17 protein-coding genes are annotated in these 19,635 nt (G+C 46.1%); 7 read left to right on the top strand and 10 right to left on the bottom strand.

Annotation, left to right across the window (positions count from 1 at the left end; all coding sequences use genetic code 11):
• The first annotated feature begins 81 nt into the window (after window positions 1-81).
• Window positions 82-1,260 carry an endonuclease/exonuclease/phosphatase family protein gene (locus tag G395_RS0115145; RefSeq protein ID WP_026630826.1) on the top strand — a complete coding sequence of 393 codons (1,179 nt, stop codon included), beginning with the start codon at window positions 82-84 and terminating at the stop codon, window positions 1,258-1,260.
• Between the two features lie 377 nt (window positions 1,261-1,637).
• On the opposite strand, the gene G395_RS0115140 is transcribed toward G395_RS0115145, so the two are convergent.
• The 8 genes from G395_RS0115140 to G395_RS0115105 all read right to left on the bottom strand — a co-directional run bounded on the left by G395_RS0115140 (window position 1,638) and on the right by G395_RS0115105 (window position 11,262).
• On the bottom strand, window positions 1,638-4,610 hold the full coding sequence (locus G395_RS0115140; RefSeq protein ID WP_026630825.1) for a glycosyltransferase family 117 protein: 2,973 nt from the start codon (window positions 4,608-4,610) through the stop codon (window positions 1,638-1,640).
• Window positions 4,611-4,766: 156 nt separating this feature from the next.
• The gene (locus tag G395_RS0115135; RefSeq protein ID WP_026630824.1) at window positions 4,767-6,095 is read right to left on the bottom strand and encodes an ABC transporter permease; all 1,329 of its coding nucleotides are present in this window, start codon (window positions 6,093-6,095) and stop codon (window positions 4,767-4,769) included.
• A gap of 33 nt (window positions 6,096-6,128) precedes the next feature.
• A complete protein-coding gene (locus G395_RS0115130; RefSeq protein WP_035361493.1) occupies window positions 6,129-7,043 on the bottom strand; it encodes an ABC transporter ATP-binding protein in 915 nt (304 codons plus the stop codon).
• A 177-nt stretch (window positions 7,044-7,220) separates the two neighbouring features.
• A complete protein-coding gene (locus G395_RS0115125) occupies window positions 7,221-7,655 on the bottom strand; it encodes a hypothetical protein (RefSeq protein WP_026630822.1) in 435 nt (144 codons plus the stop codon).
• Window positions 7,656-7,786: 131 nt separating this feature from the next.
• Complete coding sequence (locus tag G395_RS0115120) at window positions 7,787-8,191, bottom strand: hypothetical protein (protein ID WP_026630821.1); 405 nt, start codon at window positions 8,189-8,191, stop codon at window positions 7,787-7,789.
• A 32-nt stretch (window positions 8,192-8,223) separates the two neighbouring features.
• Entirely contained in the window at window positions 8,224-9,450 is a 1,227-nt protein-coding gene (locus tag G395_RS0115115) for an alanine dehydrogenase (protein ID WP_084439642.1), read from the bottom strand.
• Window positions 9,451-9,487: 37 nt separating this feature from the next.
• The gene (gene tsaE / locus G395_RS0115110; RefSeq protein WP_026630819.1) at window positions 9,488-9,919 is read right to left on the bottom strand and encodes a tRNA (adenosine(37)-N6)-threonylcarbamoyltransferase complex ATPase subunit type 1 TsaE; all 432 of its coding nucleotides are present in this window, start codon (window positions 9,917-9,919) and stop codon (window positions 9,488-9,490) included.
• A 56-nt stretch (window positions 9,920-9,975) separates the two neighbouring features.
• Complete coding sequence (locus tag G395_RS0115105) at window positions 9,976-11,262, bottom strand: Gfo/Idh/MocA family protein (protein WP_026630818.1); 1,287 nt, start codon at window positions 11,260-11,262, stop codon at window positions 9,976-9,978.
• A gap of 421 nt (window positions 11,263-11,683) precedes the next feature.
• Between G395_RS0115105 and G395_RS0115095 the strand changes: the two genes are divergently transcribed.
• From G395_RS0115095 to G395_RS0115085, 3 genes are all read left to right on the top strand, one after another.
• Complete coding sequence (locus G395_RS0115095) at window positions 11,684-12,637, top strand: sugar phosphate isomerase/epimerase family protein (protein WP_026630816.1); 954 nt, start codon at window positions 11,684-11,686, stop codon at window positions 12,635-12,637.
• Between the two features lie 13 nt (window positions 12,638-12,650).
• Window positions 12,651-14,744 carry a pyrroloquinoline quinone-dependent dehydrogenase gene (locus G395_RS0115090; protein ID WP_026630815.1) on the top strand — a complete coding sequence of 698 codons (2,094 nt, stop codon included), beginning with the start codon at window positions 12,651-12,653 and terminating at the stop codon, window positions 14,742-14,744.
• Between the two features lie 63 nt (window positions 14,745-14,807).
• Complete coding sequence (locus tag G395_RS0115085; protein WP_026630814.1) at window positions 14,808-15,845, top strand: Gfo/Idh/MocA family oxidoreductase; 1,038 nt, start codon at window positions 14,808-14,810, stop codon at window positions 15,843-15,845.
• Window positions 15,846-15,920: 75 nt separating this feature from the next.
• Here G395_RS0115085 and G395_RS0115080 read toward each other — a convergent pair whose 3' ends face one another.
• Entirely contained in the window at window positions 15,921-16,286 is a 366-nt protein-coding gene (locus G395_RS0115080; RefSeq protein WP_026630813.1) for a T9SS type A sorting domain-containing protein, read from the bottom strand.
• Window positions 16,287-16,702: 416 nt separating this feature from the next.
• Between G395_RS0115080 and G395_RS0115075 the strand changes: the two genes are divergently transcribed.
• Both G395_RS0115075 and G395_RS0115070 read left to right on the top strand, forming a co-directional pair.
• Entirely contained in the window at window positions 16,703-17,251 is a 549-nt protein-coding gene (locus G395_RS0115075) for an RNA polymerase sigma factor (RefSeq protein ID WP_026630812.1), read from the top strand.
• 11 nt (window positions 17,252-17,262) lie between these two features.
• Window positions 17,263-17,631, top strand: a complete 369-nt coding sequence (locus tag G395_RS0115070; RefSeq protein WP_026630811.1) for a hypothetical protein — start codon at window positions 17,263-17,265, stop codon at window positions 17,629-17,631.
• 119 nt (window positions 17,632-17,750) lie between these two features.
• Here the strand turns inward: G395_RS0115070 and G395_RS32125 are convergent, their stop codons facing one another.
• Window positions 17,751-18,005: a hypothetical protein gene (locus G395_RS32125; RefSeq protein ID WP_026630810.1), complete on the bottom strand. Its 255-nt coding sequence runs from the start codon at window positions 18,003-18,005 to the stop codon at window positions 17,751-17,753.
• Between the two features lie 28 nt (window positions 18,006-18,033).
• On the opposite strand from G395_RS32125, the gene G395_RS29485 reads away from it, so the two are divergent.
• Window positions 18,034-19,578 carry an IS1182 family transposase gene (locus G395_RS29485; protein WP_051350181.1) on the top strand — a complete coding sequence of 515 codons (1,545 nt, stop codon included), beginning with the start codon at window positions 18,034-18,036 and terminating at the stop codon, window positions 19,576-19,578.
• Window positions 19,579-19,635: the final 57 nt, after the last annotated feature.

Here is a 19,635-nt window from a genome sequence, read left to right as displayed (position 1 = left end):
TTGAACCGGAATGCGGTTATTCTTGTCTTCGCTCTGACTAACCGACGATAATATCCGGTTCTGTAATTCATTAATCCAAATATGAAACATTTAGTAATTACCATTGCCCTACTACTTCCCAGAATGCTTTTCGCTCAAAATAACAACCCTTCTGAACTTACCTTCGCTACCTATAATGTAAGTATGGAAGCCGAAAATTATGTTCCCAAAGGCACAAAGGACATTTCAGAACAAGTGTTGGTCAAAGAGCTGGCCAACGGCACAAATCCGCAGATCCGCAATATTACCAGGATTATTAAAACAGTAAGGCCGGATGTGATCCTACTAAATGAATTTGACTACATCGCCGATCCGCAGCAGGGCGTTTTACAGTTTGTGAAAGCTTACCTGAATGTTGATTCCGATGGCGCAAAGGCCATTGATTATCCCTATTATTATTACGGAACATCCAACACCGGACAGCCAAGCCCTTTCGATCTTGATAATAACGGCAAAACGGAACGGTTTGGAGCGGATGCGTGGGGATTCGGGGTGTATCCAGGACAGTATGCTATGGTGCTTTTATCCAAATACCCGATCGAAACAGACCAGGTGCGCACATTCCAGCATTTCAAGTGGAAGGATATGCCGCAGGCTTTGCAAACTAAAAAATCGGACGGGAGCGATTGGTACGCACCGGAGGCATGGCAGCAATTTCCGCTTTCGTCCAAGTCGCATTGGGACGTTCCGGTAAAAGTGGGCGCAAAAACGATCCACTTCCTGGCCAGCCACCCTACGCCTCCCAGCTTTGACGGTGCTGAGGACCGGAATGGCAAGCGTAACCATGATGAAATCCGTTTTTGGAAAGACTACATCAGCGGCGAGCAAGGTGCATATATTTATGATGACAAAGGAACACGCGGCGCTTTGGCATCGGATGCCAGTTTTGTTATATTAGGAGATCAAAATGCTTCGCCTGATGAAGGCAATGCAATCGGCGAAGGAATAAAATCACTCTTGTCCCACCCAAAAATCAACAACGATGCCGCCCCTGAGAGCAAAGGCGGCGTGGAACATTCCAGTAGCAATCCTTTCGCTAAAAACCACACGGCAGTTTGGCGCATGCGGGCGGATTACGTGCTGCCTTCGCGGGTTGGGTTGAAGTTTGTAGACAGCGGCGTCTTCTGGCCCGCCAAAGGTGAACCACTGGCTGAATTGGTTGAAAAACGCGAGTCCAGCTCGGACCACCGGTTGGTTTGGGTGAAGGTTAGGTTGGATTGATCTCCCTTGTCACCCTGAGCGGAGTCGAAGGGGCGCTATTACCTAGATGTTAACGCCCCTTCGACTCCGCTCAGGGTGACAGGGATGTTAGCTTTGGCGCTCTAGCCATTGGCCGCCCAGCGGTCGGGCCTTCGAAGGTGACGTTGTGCTAGCCCTTCGGCTCCGCTCAGGGTGACAAGACAGACGCCCTGTCACCCTGAGCGGAGCCGAAGGGGCGTTACCTCGTCCGACAATGCCCCTTGAACTACCCTGTTACCCCTTGAACTACCCTTGTCCTGAGCGGACCGCAACCGCCGGGCATCAGAAGGGGGCGTTACCACCTTGGTGATAACGCCCCCTTCAATTATCTATCATACAACTTGAATGCTACCACTCTACTACTGCCCGCCGTACATATTAAATGCAGCCAGATGCTTCTGGAATATGGCTTCGTATTTCTTTGCGATGGCTTCTTGCTTGGCTTCGCGGCATTCCTGGACGATAATCTGCATGATGTAGAGATAAACGTTGGTGTCGCGGCGTTTTGTGGTGCCGTTGTCTTTGGCCCAAGTTAACACTTCATCCGCGCGGGTTGCCATGGTTTCTGCTATTTCCAATGCCTTTTTCGTCTCTCCCAAATCGAACAATGGTCCGATGAAGTTTGCTGAGAACTGGTCGTATGGAATGCTTTTGTCCGGCATTGTGGCCAGTGATTTTTCAATTGCTTTCTTAGCTTCGTCCTTGCGGCCATCTGCAATCAGCTGACCTGTTAGGCGAAGGAATGCGATACGTGCCGTGGCAACCGGTGAACCCAGATATGTGTTATCATAATAGGTGTTCGGGTTATCCAGCTCGCGCCAGAACATTTTGGTCATCAGGTTGTTGTACATCACATCCGTGTTCACATAACCGTCGCTGGCTCCCGGCACTTTTACGGGAAGCAGGCGGTAAGCGTATCCTTCCAGCTGCATGTATTCTTTCAAATTCAGGTAACTCGATCCGCCCAATGTCGAAGAGAAGTAAATCGGTCTTTTCCAGTCGTTTGTGGCAATGATATCGAGCATGATCAGGTCCGATTTATACAAGTCACCCTTACCGATCGTCCAGCTGATGGAATCGCTTACGAATGGGATCAGGTCGCTTTTGATAATATTCATTTTCTTAACCGCCTCTGCGTTCACAGGCAGGAAAAGCACAGATGATGGCAAGATAGAAGTCATATCGCCACTGGTTAGCGGCACTTGAATGGCTTTATTTTCCTGTTTTACCAATCCAAGATATTCTTTCAGGTTAATCCCTTCTTTTACGCTCGGAATTTCATAGAACGGCACAATGTCATTTTTACCGAAAGCGTAATTGTTTTTATCCAAAGAAATCGGAAGCGCTTCTGACAAATACGTCTTGCGCTTCATCTGGTCGATATACCAGTCAGTTCCTAGTAAGCTAAGGTTACAAACCCGAACGTCTGTCCGGAAACCTTCAACTTCCTGGACATACCATAATGGGAATGTATCGTTGTCCCCACCGGTGAAAAGGATCGCATTTGGTGCGCAGGAGTTTAAAAGGTTTTTGGCAAAATCAACAGAGTGGAACCGGTTATCGCGGTTGTGGTTATCCCAGCCTTTTACACCCATAATAACGGGTACAACCAAACAGATCGCCGTGGCTGCTCCTGCTCTTGTGGTAGCGCTTTTTACGAATTTGCTCAATGCATCAGCAATGGAAATGACGCCAAAACCGATCCAGATACAGAAAATATAGAATGACCCCACGTAAATATAATCACGCTCACGAGGCTCTGTTGGCGGCGAGTTCAGGTAAACAACGAGTGCAACACCGGTTAAAATAAATAGTAAACCCAGGACAAGCAGATCGCGTTTTTGTCTGAAATAAACAATCACGACCCCGAGTAATCCCAATATAAATGGCAGCATGAAATAGTTATCATGCGCTTTATTGTTGGCGATCGGCGCAGGATATTTTTTGCCGGCATCCCATGGAAGCATGTTACCAGCGCCTTCTTCGTCACTTTCACGTCCTACAAAATTCCAGAGGAAATAGCGCCAATACATATGCCCTATCTGATACGAGAACATGAAAGACAGGTTGTTACCCATCGTTGGCTTCTGTCCTTCTGCCAAGCCGGTCATTTGCTGGTAAAGCTGCGGGTGACCTGACTGCGTGCTATACATACGCGGCAACAACATGCTGCTCCCCGGTTCATACTCATACTCAGGACGATAGTCATAAATAGCATACTTACCATCCTGCTTGCGATACATAGGCGCGCCACGTTTCTGGCTTACCGGACGGGATACAAATGACGGCCCGTAAAGCAATGGACGGCTGCCATATTGCTCTCTTTTCAGGTAAGAAACGAAGCTCAGGACGTCATTAGGATTGTTTTCATTGATGGGCGGATTGTATTCAGCACGCACAAGCACCATCAGGTAACTTGCATAACCGATCAAAACAAAAGCAAGTGAAAGCAAGCTGGTATTCAGGAGCACATTGCCTTTTTGGTGGGAATAACGGATCCCCCAAATGATGGCACCAATGAAAATAATGATGAAAAATATAACCCCTGACTTGTAAGGGAGCCCGAGTGAGTTTACGAAGAAGATCTCGAATTTACCCGCCACGCTAGGCAAGCCAGGAATGATTCCTGAGTTGATAATAGCCAGGACAACAAGCCCGCCCGCGAATGCCAGAATGCCTCCGAAAACGCTAACCTTGGGGTATTTTTTGAAATAGTAAACCAACGCCAATGCTGGAATAGTCACCAGATTCAGCAAATGGACGCCTATTGAAAGCCCAACCAGGTAAGCAATAAAGATCAGCCAGCGGTTTTCAGCAGCCGGATCCTCAACGCGTTCCCATTTGAAAACCGCCCAGATAACGATCGCCGTGAAGAATGACGACATTCCGTACACCTCAGCTTCAACGGCTGAAAACCAGAACGAATCGGACCAGGTGTAAGCAAGTGCGCCCACAATTCCGGAACCCATCAACAGGATAATGTCACCTGATGTAAGGTCCGCATCGCTTTTCGCAATCAGCTTGCGTGCCAGTAATGTAATGGTCCAGAATAGAAAGAGGATCGTAAATGCGCTGCTTAGCACGGAAACCATGTTGATCCAGTAAGCAACATTAGTGAGGTCACCGAATGCTAATAATGAGAAAATCCGGCCTATTAACAGAAAAAAAGGTGCTCCCGGAGGGTGTGGCACCTGTAATTTGAAGGCGCAAGCAATAAATTCTCCGCAGTCCCAAAAACTGGCAGTTCGTTCGACTGTAAGCGTATATGTAATTAATGCAATTGCGAAAACAATCCAACCCGTAAGGTTGTTGGAACGGTTGAAACGGGTCATTTGACAGACGGTAAATTTAAAAATGTTATGGGCAAAATGCGCAAAAACGGTAACTCGCTATGCGCAGTTTTATCAATGGTCGGCCAAAATTAGCAAAATTACCTCAACAGTAAGATTTTCCTTCTCTTAAAAAGTGTTAAAGAACCGAAAACCCTTTCACTTGTAAAAGATCCATTTAGCCAGCTCTTTGTAACTTACTTTTTTTCCATACATCAGGATACCGACGCGATAAATCCGGGCTGCCAGCCACGTTGTGCCCATAAAACCCAGCACGAGAAGCACCATAGACAGCGCAATTTCCCAGGCCGGAACGCCAAACGGGATCCGCACCATCATAATGATTGGAGATGTGAAGGGAATAATGGAAGTCCAGAACGCTAATGTCCCGTCGGGGTCGCGCAGGACGAATTGGGCGAAAACAAAGGAGAAAATAATCGGTAATGTGATCGGCAGCATGAATTGCTGGGTGTCTGCATCATTGTCCACGGCGGCGCCTACGGCTCCGAAAAGCGCGCTGTACAGCAGGTAACCTCCTAAATAATAAAACAGAAAACAGCCCAGGATCAAGGAAATATTCAGGCTGTTGATGGCCCCCAAAACTTCTGCAACCGGATTTTCCACATTGCCGCCCGGCATACCCGACGGCCCGGGCATGCCCTTTTGAACCTTCTCCATTTCCTGTGCCATTTCAGGAGATTCTTTGGACATTTTGTTGCTTAAAACAGCCGACGTGGCGCTTGTTAATGCGGTTGTAAGCAAAATCCAAAGCACGAATTGCGTGAGCCCAACCAATGCTACACCAATGATTTTACCCAACATTAACTGAAATGGCTTAACCGAAGAAATGATTACCTCGACGATCCGGCTTGTTTTTTCCTCTGTTATGCCGCGCATCACCTGCGTGCCGTAAATAAAAACGGACATATATATAAGGAATGCACAAATGCCGCCAATCACCGTTGCGGCTCCTGAACTGCTCGTTTTCTCGCCTTCTTCGCTCAGACTGATGGTTTCCGAACTCACATTCACACGCGAATCTTCCAGGATTTTGTGCGTGATGCCCGCTTCTCCAAGCTTAATGTCCTCGATTTCTTTCTCGATCACCTTTTCGATTTCCGATTTCAGGTCCATGCTCACATTTTTTGCAGCATAAATACGGACGCTTTTCGGCTCCTTAATGACATTTTTGGGAATGTAGACCAATGCATTTGCGTCGCTGTTTTTGAATTTGGCTTTGGCAGAATCTATGGACGAATCCAGATAAGCGAATTTTAATGTTTCGCTATCCTTGAACTCATTCCGGAACAAACCACTCTCATCGAGCACTTGGACGGTTTTTGTGTCAACAGAGCCAACGGCAACCCAAATCACTACACCGTAAAAAGCGACGAATAGCAACGGCCCAAGCAGCGTCATGATCAGAAATGACTTCTTTTTGACCCTTACGAGATATTCCCTTCTGATTACCAAAAATATATTGCGCATTGTGGAAAGTTTTAAATGTAGGACGGCTTGAAACTATGCTTCGGGGACTTCGTTGACAGAGCGCATGAAAATGTCGCTCATACTTGGAATGTTCTCTCCGAAAGACCGTATTTCCGCTCTCGGCAGCAAATCCCTGAGCATATCATTTGGACTCGCAACTTCGCCCAGGTGAATGTTCGTACGCCTGTAACCGTTTTCAAGTTCTTTTTCAGGAGTAAGCGTGTAAAATTCTTCCAGACCGCTCAGATCTCCCTTATATTCAACAAAATAAGTGTGGGTTTTAAATTGTTCCTTGATCAGCTTCTTCGGTCCGTCGAGCACTTTTTTGGCTTTGTGGATCAACGCAATGTTGTCGCAAAGCTCCTCCACCGTTTCCATCCTGTGCGTTGAAAAAATGATCGTGCTTCCTTTTTGTTTTAATTCTAAAATTTCGTCCCGGATGAGGTTCGCATTGATGGGGTCAAAGCCGGAAAAGGGCTCATCGAGAATGATCAGATCGGGTTCGTGGAGCACGGTGGAAACGAATTGGACCTTTTGCTGCATTCCTTTCGACAGATCGGAAACGCTTTTATCCCACCAGGTTTTAATGTCGAATTTGATAAACCAGGTTTTCAGCTTGTCCATCGCCTGTTTCTGCGACAGACCTTTGAGCTGCGCCAGATAGAGCAGCTGCTCCCCTACTTTCATCTTTTTATAAAGCCCGCGCTCCTCGGGCAAATAACCGATCCGCGAAATGTGACTTTGATTTAAATGCTCCCCATCAAACAAAATTTCACCTTTATCCGGCCCGGTAATCTGGTTAATGATCCGGATTAGCGAGGTTTTTCCCGCGCCATTCGGCCCTAGCAAGCCAAAAATGCATCCTTTTGGGATATTGATACTAACATCATCCAATGCAACGTGATTGGAATACTCCTTGGTAACATTCCGGACTTCTATGATATTCATAATCTGTGTAATCGGCTGTAACATGAGCTGCGAACTTGTGCGGTGTAAAATGCAAAGTAATCAGCGGCCGGATTAAAGTTACATTATGAGCGTCTAAAATCGAGTGATCAGTGGTAAAATAAAAAAAAGCGGGCGGATCACCGCTCGCTTTCGATTTTCGAATATTAGGAAATGTGCTCAGATATATTTTTCTCTGATTTGAAATAAAACCCAAAACCCGATAACGCCGCTGATAAGCGCGCCCAGAATGCTAAGCTGGATCAAATTACTCACCAAACCGAGCAGTAACGCGTAATAAAGCAGGTTCCAACCCTCGCGTTTGCGGGCACGCAATGGCGAAAATGCCAGCACGTACATGATAAGTGTGATTACACCAAGGGCAACGCTCACATAAAAGTTAAAACCAATGCCGACCGAAACGGCGCCCAGCCCAAGTGCTGCTCCACCGATGCCGAATGCAGTAAGCAAGCCTAAAATCCCAAGGATGGATAAAACGAGTATGAAATAGGGTCCGTAATGTACCAAAAATTCTTTAACAGACTCTGAAAACGGAGGGAATTTTTGTAAAAAGATGGGCTCTAATTCTTTTTCCAAAGGTAAGTTTGATTGCATAAAGAGGTACGTTTAGCTGAATATCAATAAATTAATCACTAAAACTAGAAAGAAAACTTTATAACCCTTCTAACCTAATTAGCAACCGTTGCCGGTGTTTATTAATCGGCTTTTGGCATATCAAAGGCACACTAGTCTTCCGGATAAGGCACAAAAACAAAGCCGGAAAAATCGCCGATCAATGCAAAGAGGCAGCAGAACTCATCGGCATTTTTGTAATTCTCGGTGAACATTAAAACCGATTCTTCGCCAATCAGCTTCCTGTCCACGAATTCCTGCATGAAACTAGCACGATAGGCGTAGTTATTTGTCAGTTCGGTCCTATCGATCAGCAATGCGCCTAATTCCAGTTCGCTGTTGGTCACGATAAAAATCGGATAGTCAGAGAAACCGCGTTTGCGGATTTGGTAAGACGCTTCTTTGAGCTGATCCGCCACTTTGATAAAATCCTGCGATATATAACCCATCAGTTTCTGGTTCAACTCAGGTGAGTTGGCGTCGTCCATCAGGGCATTTTCATTACTATTATTAATCATGATTATTTTAAATTAAAAAATCGGCTAACGCCTCACATTCTGGCTGCCAGCAGCAATGTTAAATCTTTATAGCGCATGTTAAAACTCCTTGCGATATGCGAATTTGTCAATGTTCCTTTGTGACAATACACTCCTTTCATAAACCAACGATTGGCGTAAATCATTTCCTCGATGCCGCCGATTGTGCCTGTCTGCAATAAAAAAGGCAGAAATACATTGCTAAGCGCCGTGCTGGCCGTATGCGCCACGCGTGAAGAAATGTTGGGCACGCAGTAATGAATCACATCATTATATTTGAATGTCGGGTGCTTGTGCGTGGTCATGCGGGAAGTTTCGAAAGATCCGCCTTGGTCAATGCTGACGTCAATGATGACGGAGCCGGGCTTCATCTGGGAAACCATTTCTTTGGTAACGACCAATGGGCTGATGCCGTTCTCAGCGCGCATCGTGCCTATGACCACGTCTGCCCGGGCAATGGCCTCCGCTAATGTGTCCGAGTCAATGATAGAAGTGTAAAGGTTTTGGCCTATCGCGTATTTTAACCTCTGTAACCTATATATATGTTTGTCAAAAACCTTGATATCTGCTCCCACGCTGATGGCGGCGCGGGTTGCATATTCCGCAACTGTTCCGGCTCCCAGGATCACGATTTTAGTTGGAGGAACACCTGTAATACCACCCAGAATGATGCCTCTTCCACCATTAGGTGTGGATAAATATTCAGCAGCGATCAGCAAAACGGTGCTTCCGGCGATCTCGCCCATCGCCCTGATGATGGGCTTCCCTCCTACTTTATCTTCAATGAGCTCGTAACCGATCCCTGTTATTTTCAGCTCATTCAGTTTCTCAAAATATTTCTTTTCCAGCGTTGGCAGGTTCATCGCCGAAATCAATGTTGTCCCTGCTTTGATATAGCGAAATTCTTCTTCCACCAGCGGCTCCACTTTCAGGATCACATTGGCCTGATACACTTCCTTGGCACTTTGCACGATCACCGCCCCGGCTTCGCTATACTCGTGGTCGGAGAGGTTTCCGCCTTTGCCTGCATCTTTTTCAACCCACACTTCATGCCCGTTACGAACGAGGATTTTTACAGCGTCGGGCGTCAATGCGATCCGGTTTTCCTGCAACGAAACTTCGCGTGGCAAGCCAATGTGCAACGAATTCTGATCCTTGCGCACTGCCACCAGGGATTCCTGCGGATACAAAGCCGACTGCTTGGCAAGCTCTTCGAAACCGGTAATCTGAGGTTGTGCCATTGAAAAAAATGAATGTGTAACGAATTAATTATGACCTCTATACCTGGGTTGCCTTTAACATTCTCACGCCATTTTCATCTGCTTCCATTTGAATCAGCAGATAATGCAATGGCCATAAGGATTCAATTTTTCCAGGCCATTCGACAAAGCAGAAATGCCCGGAATCGAAATATTCCTCCACGCCCATATCGAGCGCTTCGACTTCATCCTTAATCCTGTAAAAATCAAAATGATACACCAATTTATCACCGGCGTCATATTCGTTGACCAGTGAAAATGTAGGGCTTTGAACGTGTGAGCGAACGCCCAGCTTTTTGCAGAGCGCTTTGATGAGGGTTGTCTTGCCGGCACCCATATGGCCCTCAAAAAGCCATACGGGAATGTCTTTGCCAAGATGCAGCAGATCAGCAGAGACCGTTTCCAGTTCTTCCAACTCACTAAAATGCATAACGGCAGACTCTCCAAACATGCTACAAAAATACACATTTTGGAAAAACTCGTGACATTAAATCATGGACTGTTGTGTTAAACCTTCCACTCGGCCTTCATGTCGCGGCCCAGAAGTTGGTTTGCCTCCTTGTCTTTTTTAAATTCTTCCTTTTTGGGATTCCAGGCTAATGAACGTTGCAGGCGATACGCGATGTTCCCGATATTGCATACAGAAGCGGTCCTATGCCCTACTTCCACATCACAGATGGGCGGCTTCCGCGTGCGGATCGCGTTCAGGAAATCTTTATAATGGTTGTCACTGACGTAGACTTTTGAATTTTCACTGGTAAAGGTCTCCTCTTTTAATGTTTCGGGCGTGGTGCGCAGCTCTCCTCTTGCCACAAAAACCTCTCCGTCTGTTCCTACGAAATGACAATGTTGCTTGCCTTCCATCGGCCGGTGGATCACTTCGGCGCCGCTGGCATATTTGCATACCAATCCTTTCGTAGGCTCTGAATAAACGAGCTCCACCGGCCCGCTGTCGTCCATGCCCAATCCCCATTGCGCTATGTCGAACATGTGTGCGCCCCAGTCGGTCATGCCGCCGCCGCCAAATTCGATGTAATCGCGCCATTTGGGCCAGAATGTGGCCGTCATGGCGGGTGCCAGCTCATTGTTATAAGGCCGGTTCATGGCATTGGGTCCCATCCATAGATCCCAGTTCAGGCCATCCGGTTTTGTTTCTTCTTTCAAATCCCACGCTTTCGGCGGTCCGCCTACATTGACGAAAACCTGCTTCACTTTGCCAATGGCGCCACTTTGCACCAATTGCACAGCCTGCGTAAATTCCTTGGCCGATCGCTGCATGCTTCCGATCTGGAAAACGCGGTTATGCTTGCGGGTTGCATCCACCATAGCACGTCCTTCTCGGACAGTGAGCGATAATGGTTTTTCGCAATAAATATCTTTCCCTGCCTCGGCAGCCCGCACCGCCATAGACGCATGCCAGTGATCCGGCGCTGCAATGACCACAGCATCAATGTCTTTACGGGCAAGCAACTCGCGAAAATCTTCAATGCCTACGGCTGACTTATAATTGCTTTGAGCCGCTTTCTCAGCATACCATTTATTTACATTGGTCACAAATGCTTCACGCTTAACCGCATACACATCCGAAGCGGCAACAATCTGCGTTTCCATCGTGTCCAGAAAACGATTCCTTAAACCGCCGCTTTGGCGACCGCAACCGATAAATCCTAAGGCGATTTTATCGCTGGGAGCCAGATAACCCTTTCCCAAAACATGCCTTGGTACGATCATGAATGATGAAATGACTGCGCCGGCTTTCAGGAAGTCTCTGCGATTCAAAGTATTGATTTCCATATCAGTTAGAAGTTGAGTTCTGATATTTCAAAGGAAAAAGAAGATATTTCTACTAATCGATTTCATTGATTGAAATCAATAGCAAATCCTATTTATTGATAATTCCAATCGCTTTTAAAACCGTTGATTGAAATCAACGGCGAGTTTTTCAATATTTTATTCCCATTGATTTTTAAACCACTTTTTTCTAATCCGTTGATTGAAATCAACGGCGAGTTTTTCAATATTCTATTCCCATTGATTTTTAAAGACTTTTTTTGAAATCCGTTGATTGAAATCAACGGCGAGTTTTTCAATCATTCCCGTTGATTTTAATCGACGGAAAATACTCAACACAGAAAATTGCTTGTTATCTAGTAAAAAACAACTTTCTAAAACTTATGATCATTAAGTTTTCATTCGAAAATTAAATCCTAACCCCATGCCCCAACAAATAACCCGTCGCGATTTTCTCATTAATAGCGCATTGGCTGGTGCAATTGCTCCTATCATTGCTGATAGTGCTCTAGCGGCCAGTGCTAATCCAGTGGCAGAAGTGCCTAAAATCAACATTTTCTCGAAACACCTGCATTTCCTGAATTATACGGATATGGCGGATGCGGCCAAGGAACTCGGCTTCGATGGCATTGACCTCACGGTGCGCCCGAAAGGACATGTTTTGCCGGAGAATGTGGAAAATGATTTGCCAAAAGCTGCGGAAGCTATGAAAAAGGCTGGTTTTACGCCCTTAATGTTCTGCACCGCCGTAGAAGATTCGGCCAATCCGGTTGACAAAAAATTGCTGGAAACGGCTTCCAAACTGGGTTTCAAATATTACCGCATGAACTGGTATAAGTACAACGAGCAGCAAACCATTCCGCAACTTCTGGATCAGTATAAGGATAAAATGGCTGGGTTAAGCCAGTTAAATAACCAGCTCGGACTAGTAGGCTGTTACCAAAACCACGCAGGCAGACTGGTGGGTGCCAGCATGTTTGAGATCTGGCAAATACTCCAAAAAGCCGATCCTAAAAGCATGGGCGCACAATATGACATTCGTCACGCCACATTGGAAGGCGGACTTTCATGGCAAACAGGCTTCAACCTCATCAGGCCGAGCATTAAGACCATTGTTTTAAAAGATTTTATGTGGGAAAAAACCAATGGCAAATGGGGACCCAAAAGCGTCCCGCTCGGAGAAGGGATGGTGGATTTCAAAACTTACTTTAAATTACTAAAAGACAACAAAGTAGACGTCCCGATCTGCCTGCATCTGGAATATCCGCTCGGCGGCGCAGACCAGGGGGCGGATAAAATTACGGTGGATAAAAAAGTCGTTTTCGACGCCATGCGACGGGATTTGAAAAGAGCAAAAGAACTTTGGCAGGAAGCATGAACAGCCCGTCATTATGAAACGCCTGATCTTGTTTTCTCTGATCCTCGCGGCCGTTACCGGCTTTGCGCTTGCTCCCTATTTCAATGATACGGACTGGCCGGAATACAACGGAAATGGTGAACGAAGTCATTATTCTGCGCTTAATCAGATTACTAAGGATAATGTCTCTGAGCTGAAAGTTGCTTGGACATATGCCTCTGGCGGAGCGGATACGGCGCGAAACCGCAGTCAGATACAATGCAATCCCATCATTATTAACGGCATTCTTTATGGCGTTTCTGCATCTATCCAGGCTTTTGCGGTTGACGCGGCGACGGGAAAAGAAATTTGGAAAAGCGATTTGCCGGATGTTGCGGGAACATTGAGCCGTGGTGTAACTTACTGGTCTGATAATCAAAGTAAACGCATCTTTTTTGGCGCTGCAAACTGGCTTTACGCACTTGATGCAAGCACCGGAAGGCTCATTGATTCGTTCGGCGATAATGGAAAAATTAATCTCAAAACAGGCATTGAACGCCCTGGCTCTGACGATTTTATATCTTCCAACACTCCTAATACCATTTATAAAAATCTGATCATTGTCGGCGGCAGGGTTGCCGAAAACGAAACGGCGCTTTTGGGCGATGTGCGTGCTTATGATACGGTCACGGGTAAGCTCGTCTGGACATTTCATACCATTCCGGACAAAGGAGAATTCGGCTATAACACGTGGCTGGCGCAGCCGGCAAGACAGAAATTCGGTGGCGCCAATGCCTGGGCAGGAATGGCCATTGACCGGAAACGCGGCATTGTTTACATTCCAACCGGTTCGGCGGCTTTTGATTTCTGGGGCGGCAACAGGCCGGGAGATAATTTGTTCGCCAATTGCCTCAACGCGCTCGATGCCGCAACAGGCAAGCGACTCTGGCATTACCAGCTCGTCCACCACGACATCTGGGACCGCGATCCGCCGTGTCCGCCTAATCTGGTAACGCTGAACATAAACGGAAAACAAGTCGACGCCGTCGTGCAGATAACTAAGCAGGGTTACATCTTTGTTTTCGACCGCACAACGGGCAAACCATTGTTTCCTATCAAAGAAACGGCCTTTCCAACGGATGCTATGGAGGGCGAAAAACCCAGCAAAACACAGCCAATTCCTACATTACCGCTGCCGTTCACGCGGCAAACATTCAGTGCAAAAGACTTCAATTCATTTGTTGCAGACCGTGATTCGCTGGAAGGGTTACTGAAAAAAGCACGCTTCGGAACGGCTTACATTCCAATTACCGGCGATATGACCATTTTTTATCCTGGAACGGACGGCGGTGCGCAGTGGGGCGGCGGCGCGACGGATCAGGATGGGATCATGTACATTCCGGCCAAGGAAATCCCGGTTTACACGACATTGAAGAAAAAGGAAGTGCTGAGTGAAAAGGCTGTTAACGGCAGCAAACTTTATCAAGTGAATTGCGCCGCCTGTCACGGAGTTGATAAAACCGGAAACCACGACGGTTCTTATCCTTCACTCGTGAATGTTGAAAAGCGGTTATCCCGAGAACAGATCACAGCCATTTTACAAAAGGGAAAAGGAATAATGCCTTCGTTTTCGCACATTTCCGAGCCAGAAATTAATCTGATCATTGATTTTTTACATAATAAAAACACCGAGCAAAAGATCATCAGCACCAACACCGGGCAGGTTCCTTACCATAACACTGGTTACAATCGCTGGTATGACAAAAATGGCTATCCGGTAAGTCAGCCGCCATGGGGAACGCTTACCGCCGTGGATCTCAACACAGGCCAACGCCGCTGGCAGGTGCCGTTAGGAGAATACAAAGCACTGACCGACAAAGGAGTCGCACCAACCGGAACAGATAATTACGGCGGTCCGCTCGTCACATCAAGCGGCCTGATCTTCATCGCCGCCAGCCGCGACGAAAAGATCCGCGCATTCGACAAAGCAACCGGAAAAATCCTCTGGACCGCCACATTACCCGCCGCCGGCTACGCCTCAGCCAGCACCTATTCAGTGAAAGGCAAACAATTCCTCGTCATAGCCTGCGGAGGCGGGAAGCTGAATACGAAGTCAGGCGATCAATATGTGGCGTTTGCGCTGCCATAAGACCAAATCTTGCCCATTTCCCTTCAAAAGTTACCTTTGTTATTATTGTCTAAAAATAAAATTATGGCTTCACGAATTCTTAATGTTGGGTTGATTGGCTTTGGGTTGTCCGGTCGTTACTTTCATTCCCCTTTTCTTAGCACCAATCCGAATTTCCAGATCAAGACCGTTGTCGAAAGAAGTAAGAACGAGGCGCAGGAATTTGATCCGAACATTGGCAATGCCCGGTCTGTTGAGGAGCTTTTGAGCGACGAATCCATTGATCTGGTTTTCATATGCACGCCCAATGATACGCATTTCCCCTACGCAATGGACGCTTTGGAAAATGGCAAACATGTGGTGATCGAAAAGCCATTTGCGGCAACGGAGGAAGAAGCACGCCAGCTCGTTGCGGTGGCCAAAGAGAAAGGATTGATCCTGACGGCTTACCAAAACCGCCGCTGGGATTCGGATTTCCTAACCATTAAAAAACTGATTGCAGAAGATAAATTAGGCGACATTGTTGAGTATGAATGCCGCTACGACCGTTTCCGCCCGGTTGTACCGACCGAATCCTGGAAAGAAAAAAGCGTTCCGGTGGGCGGCAACCTTTATAACCTGGGACCGCATTTGATTGATCAGGCCTTGGTGCTGTTCGGTGAACCGCTGACGGTGACGGCTGAAATCCGTTCGGTTAGGCCTGATAGCGAGATTGATGATTACTTCGACGTCCGGCTGGGCTATGCGGATAAGCTGGTGATTGTGAAATCGAGCCTGATGGTTTATGAAAATTTCCTGCGCTATAACTTGCACGGGACGAAAGGATCATTCATCAAAGGCGGCCTGGACCCGCAGGAAGAGACATTAAGGAAGAATATTTTACCTACGGAAAAACCATGGGGAGTTGAGCCGGAAAATCGCTGGGGAAAATTATCCAGCGAAGAGTTTACAGGCATCATCGAAAGTGAAGCGGGTGATTATGCGCCTTTTTATCAGAATGTGTATGACGCAATCGTAAATGGCGCCGAGCTGGCAGTAAAACCGGAAGAAATCCTACGCACAACGCGCGTAATCGACCTGGCTTTCCAAAGCAGCCGCGAGAAGCAGGTGATGACTTATTAATGTTTGATTTGGATTAAAAAAACGAAAGGCTGTCACATTTCTGTGGCAGCCTTTTTTGCAGGAAGGTCCGTTGAGTTATTTAACAACTGCTGTTACCAGACGTTTTGTTTCCGTTGCGATCACGAATGGTTTAGCAGAAGTTTCGCCACCGTTGTTCACGATAAAGCTGTAATTTCCGTCAGCAAGGTTCGATAGATCGAAGATTTTTGAGTAGTTCTCAGATTTTGGAAGAACTGTGCTGTAAACGATGTCTCCGTTGAAATCTTTGATAACCAATGAAGATCTTTCTTTCACGCTGTCAAGCGTAAGTTTGAATTTCAATTCGCTGTTTGAAACCAGTTCAATAGAAGCGTTATTTTCTTTGTTTTTGTCTGCGGCGATAGTAAGATTAGCAGCTGATACTCCCAACAGAACTGCGATCGTCAAAATTGTCTTTTTCATTTTTCTAATGTTAATGTTTTGATTGAGTTTACTTTTGTACTTTTCAGATATTAAACCAACTCTATATTCCAATTCAATCTCAAACTTCCGTCGCACTGATATGCTGTGCTGTTTGATGATGTAAATGTAGATAACATTATGAATAGAATGCAACAGGCAAATATTCAGTTGGTTAAAGTTCTTTTCGTTGTTATCTAATCTTATTAGAATAATCCTATGTTTATAGCAAAAGTGCAACAAGTAGTTTAAAATTTGATGGACGCTTATTTGATGCTAAGTGATCTACATTTTGCACTTTTCTAATAATAACCATTCATAAAGAATTGCGCTTAACAAACACATAATATACCGCCGGATTTAAAGTATTTTCGTTTGATATCCGTCTGCACTGTTAATACCAATTTTCAACCTTCACTTTGTCGGAAAAAAGGCCAAATATCATTCAAACCGTTGCGTCATATAGTAAGCAGCTCATGGGGTTTATCCGGCAGCGGGTGAATACCGACGAGGATGCTGAGGATATTTTGCAGGATGTTTGGTTTCAGCTAAGCAGTGTCCCTGAGATTGAGGCTATTGAGCAGATCGGCAGCTGGTTGTATCGCGTGGCGCGCAACCGTATCATTGATAAATACCGGAAACAAAAACCGGATTCGCTGGAAGATTACGGCTACGAGGACGAGGAAGGTGAGTTCTATTTTAAAGACATCCTGCTAGCCGATGACGGCACACCCGAAACGGTTTATATGAGAGAGCTTTTCTGGGAGCAACTAGGCATCGCTCTGGCCGAGCTTCCCGAAAACCAGCGGCAGGTGTTTGTTTGGAATGAACTGGAGGATCAGACTTTCCAGGAAATTTCAGACCGCACGGGAGAGAATATCAAAACATTAATTTCCAGGAAACGTTATGCTGTCCAGCATTTGCGACGAAGACTGGAAAGCGTATATCAGGAATTTGTAAATTATTAAATTTGTCTATCATGAATCAGCGACATACATACAAGAAGCGCTTTTGGATGTTTCCCGTTTTCGGGTTTGCTGCTGCGTTGCTGCTGGGCGCGATTGTGCGTTGGTTGTGGAATGCTATTTTGCCCGAGGTTTTGAATACCAATCCCATATCCTACTGGCAGGCGGTTGGGTTGATCGTATTGTGCAGGATTCTGTTCGGCAATTTTGGCGGCGGACCGGGCCGGTGGCAAAAGCCTGGTTTTGGTGGAAACTTTCGAAATGAGGGCCGACCGGGATTCGGATCGTGGCGGAATAAGTGGATGGACATGACGGATGAAGACCGGAAAAAATTTAAGCAAGAGATGCGAAGGCGCTGCGGCAAGCCGCCTGAAAACGAATAGATACTACAAACCCAGCCCATAAAGCTGGGTTTTTTATTTTTTCTAAAATCATTAAAGTAATTTTTTTGATCAGCCGTCTGCGATGATGTACACCATCTGTGTGCAGTTCATTTTTAAATCTAAAAGCCATGTTTAATCAAATTCTTAAAACTGTTGCCGGCGGCATCCTGGGAGGGATTATCCTTTTCCTGATCCCGTTCCTGCTTTTCAAAGCACTTTTCTTTTTCCTTTTCATCGGCCTCATCTTCCGGCTGTTTGCAGGCAGGCGCCGCGGATACCACAGATGGAGACATTACGATCCGTATTTCGGCGGCCCGGATAACCACCGTGGCTGTTGCACAACTCGGCAAAAAAACAGCCTTAGGCTCTTCCATAACTGCCTGGATTTTCGTAACTTCAGGAATGCAAGGAAGAAAAAATTACTCCGAAAAGCTCTTTTTAAGCTTCCAGTTATCCGAGCGGATTCCAAAGGATAATTTTTATAGGAGGCTCAGAGAGACTCTGGATCTACAATCCATTTACAGCGATACGCATGATCTGTATGGTCGCACTGGAAATCCATCCATCGACCCTGTCGTATTTCGCCCGGCGACCCGGTTCAAATTGACGCTTACAGGTTACCTCGAAAACATAACGTCTGATCGCAAACTCGTTGAGCACTGTTCTATGCGGATGGACATTCTTTACTTTTTGGGATATGACATAGATGAACAGCTGCCCTGGCATTCGACCATCAGTCGCACTCGCCAACTGTATCCTGCTGCTGTTTTTGAAAGTTTATTTAATAAGGTCTTTACCTTGTGTGTTGATAAGGGCATGGTCAGTGGACATACCCAGGCCATGGATTCTGCTCCGGTTAAAGCCAACGCTTCAATGGAAAGCCTTGAACTGAAAAGACCTTTTCAATCTATTGAAAGACACTTCGAAGCCTTAGATAGCGAAAACCAAGAGCCAGTAATCGCTGCCACAGCTTCGACAGTGGGGTTGATCACAGCTCCACAGCACGAATTGAACCGTGTGAAACATGTCCATGATAAACTGCGTAAAAACCCGGTCGGTGCCAGCGGCGCTTCTCACGAAAAAGCCCAACTCTTCAGTAATAAGACGCATTACAGTCCTAATGATCCGGATGCACGTATTTCGGTAAAACCTGGTAAAGCAAGAAAGCTTAATTATCACTGCAGCATGTCGGTAGATACTGCCGAAGGTGTAATCAGTCACATTCAGGCTGATTTTGCAGATGGACGAGATAGTCAATACTTGCCGGCAATGACTGTCAAAGTTCAAAATCGACTTAAAGCGAACGAGCTTCGGATGACTGATCTTTTAGCTGATGCCGGCTATTCTAATGGACCTAACTATGAATTTTTGGAGCTAAGAAACATAACCGGATGGATACCAGTTTTCGGTATGTATAAACCAGAAAGAGAAGGCCTGATTTACGATAAGGAAAAAAATCAGTTTATCTGCGCTATGGGTAAAACGATTCCTTTTAAAAATTTTGAACAGACTTCAGATGGACGCTTGCTAAAGGGTTATCGAGCATCACGAAAAGACTGTTTACCATGTGTATTAAAAGATGCGTGTACTCCCAAGTCCCCGTTTAAAAGAATACAAACTACTGCATATGATGAGCACTACCGCCGAGCCCATCACAGGCAGTTAAGTAAACGAGGTTACCAGATGAAGCGATTACGCCAAAGTACAGTAGAGCCAGTCTTCGGTAGTCTGGTTTATCATTATGGATTGAAAAAGATTAATGTGATTGGTAAAGCCGGAGCCCATAAAGTTATGCTGATGGCCGCAACATGCTTCAACCTGAAAAAATACCTCAAATCACTTACAAGAAGAACTCAAAAAAGTGAAGCATTAGAGGATACAAGGCCCATTATTCGCAGGTACGTCCGCACTTCTCCTATTTTTCCTGTCTTTTCCCACGCATTCTAAGAAAGATCAGACAATCAGAGATTATGGCAAGTTCATGATCAGTTGTGCAACGGCCAC

This window comes from Dyadobacter alkalitolerans DSM 23607 (genome assembly GCF_000428845.1).
GTDB classification, from domain to species: domain Bacteria; phylum Bacteroidota; class Bacteroidia; order Cytophagales; family Spirosomataceae; genus Dyadobacter; species Dyadobacter alkalitolerans.
Note: the sequence above shows the minus strand (reverse complement) of the source record. Positions and strands in the feature narration are given on the sequence as shown.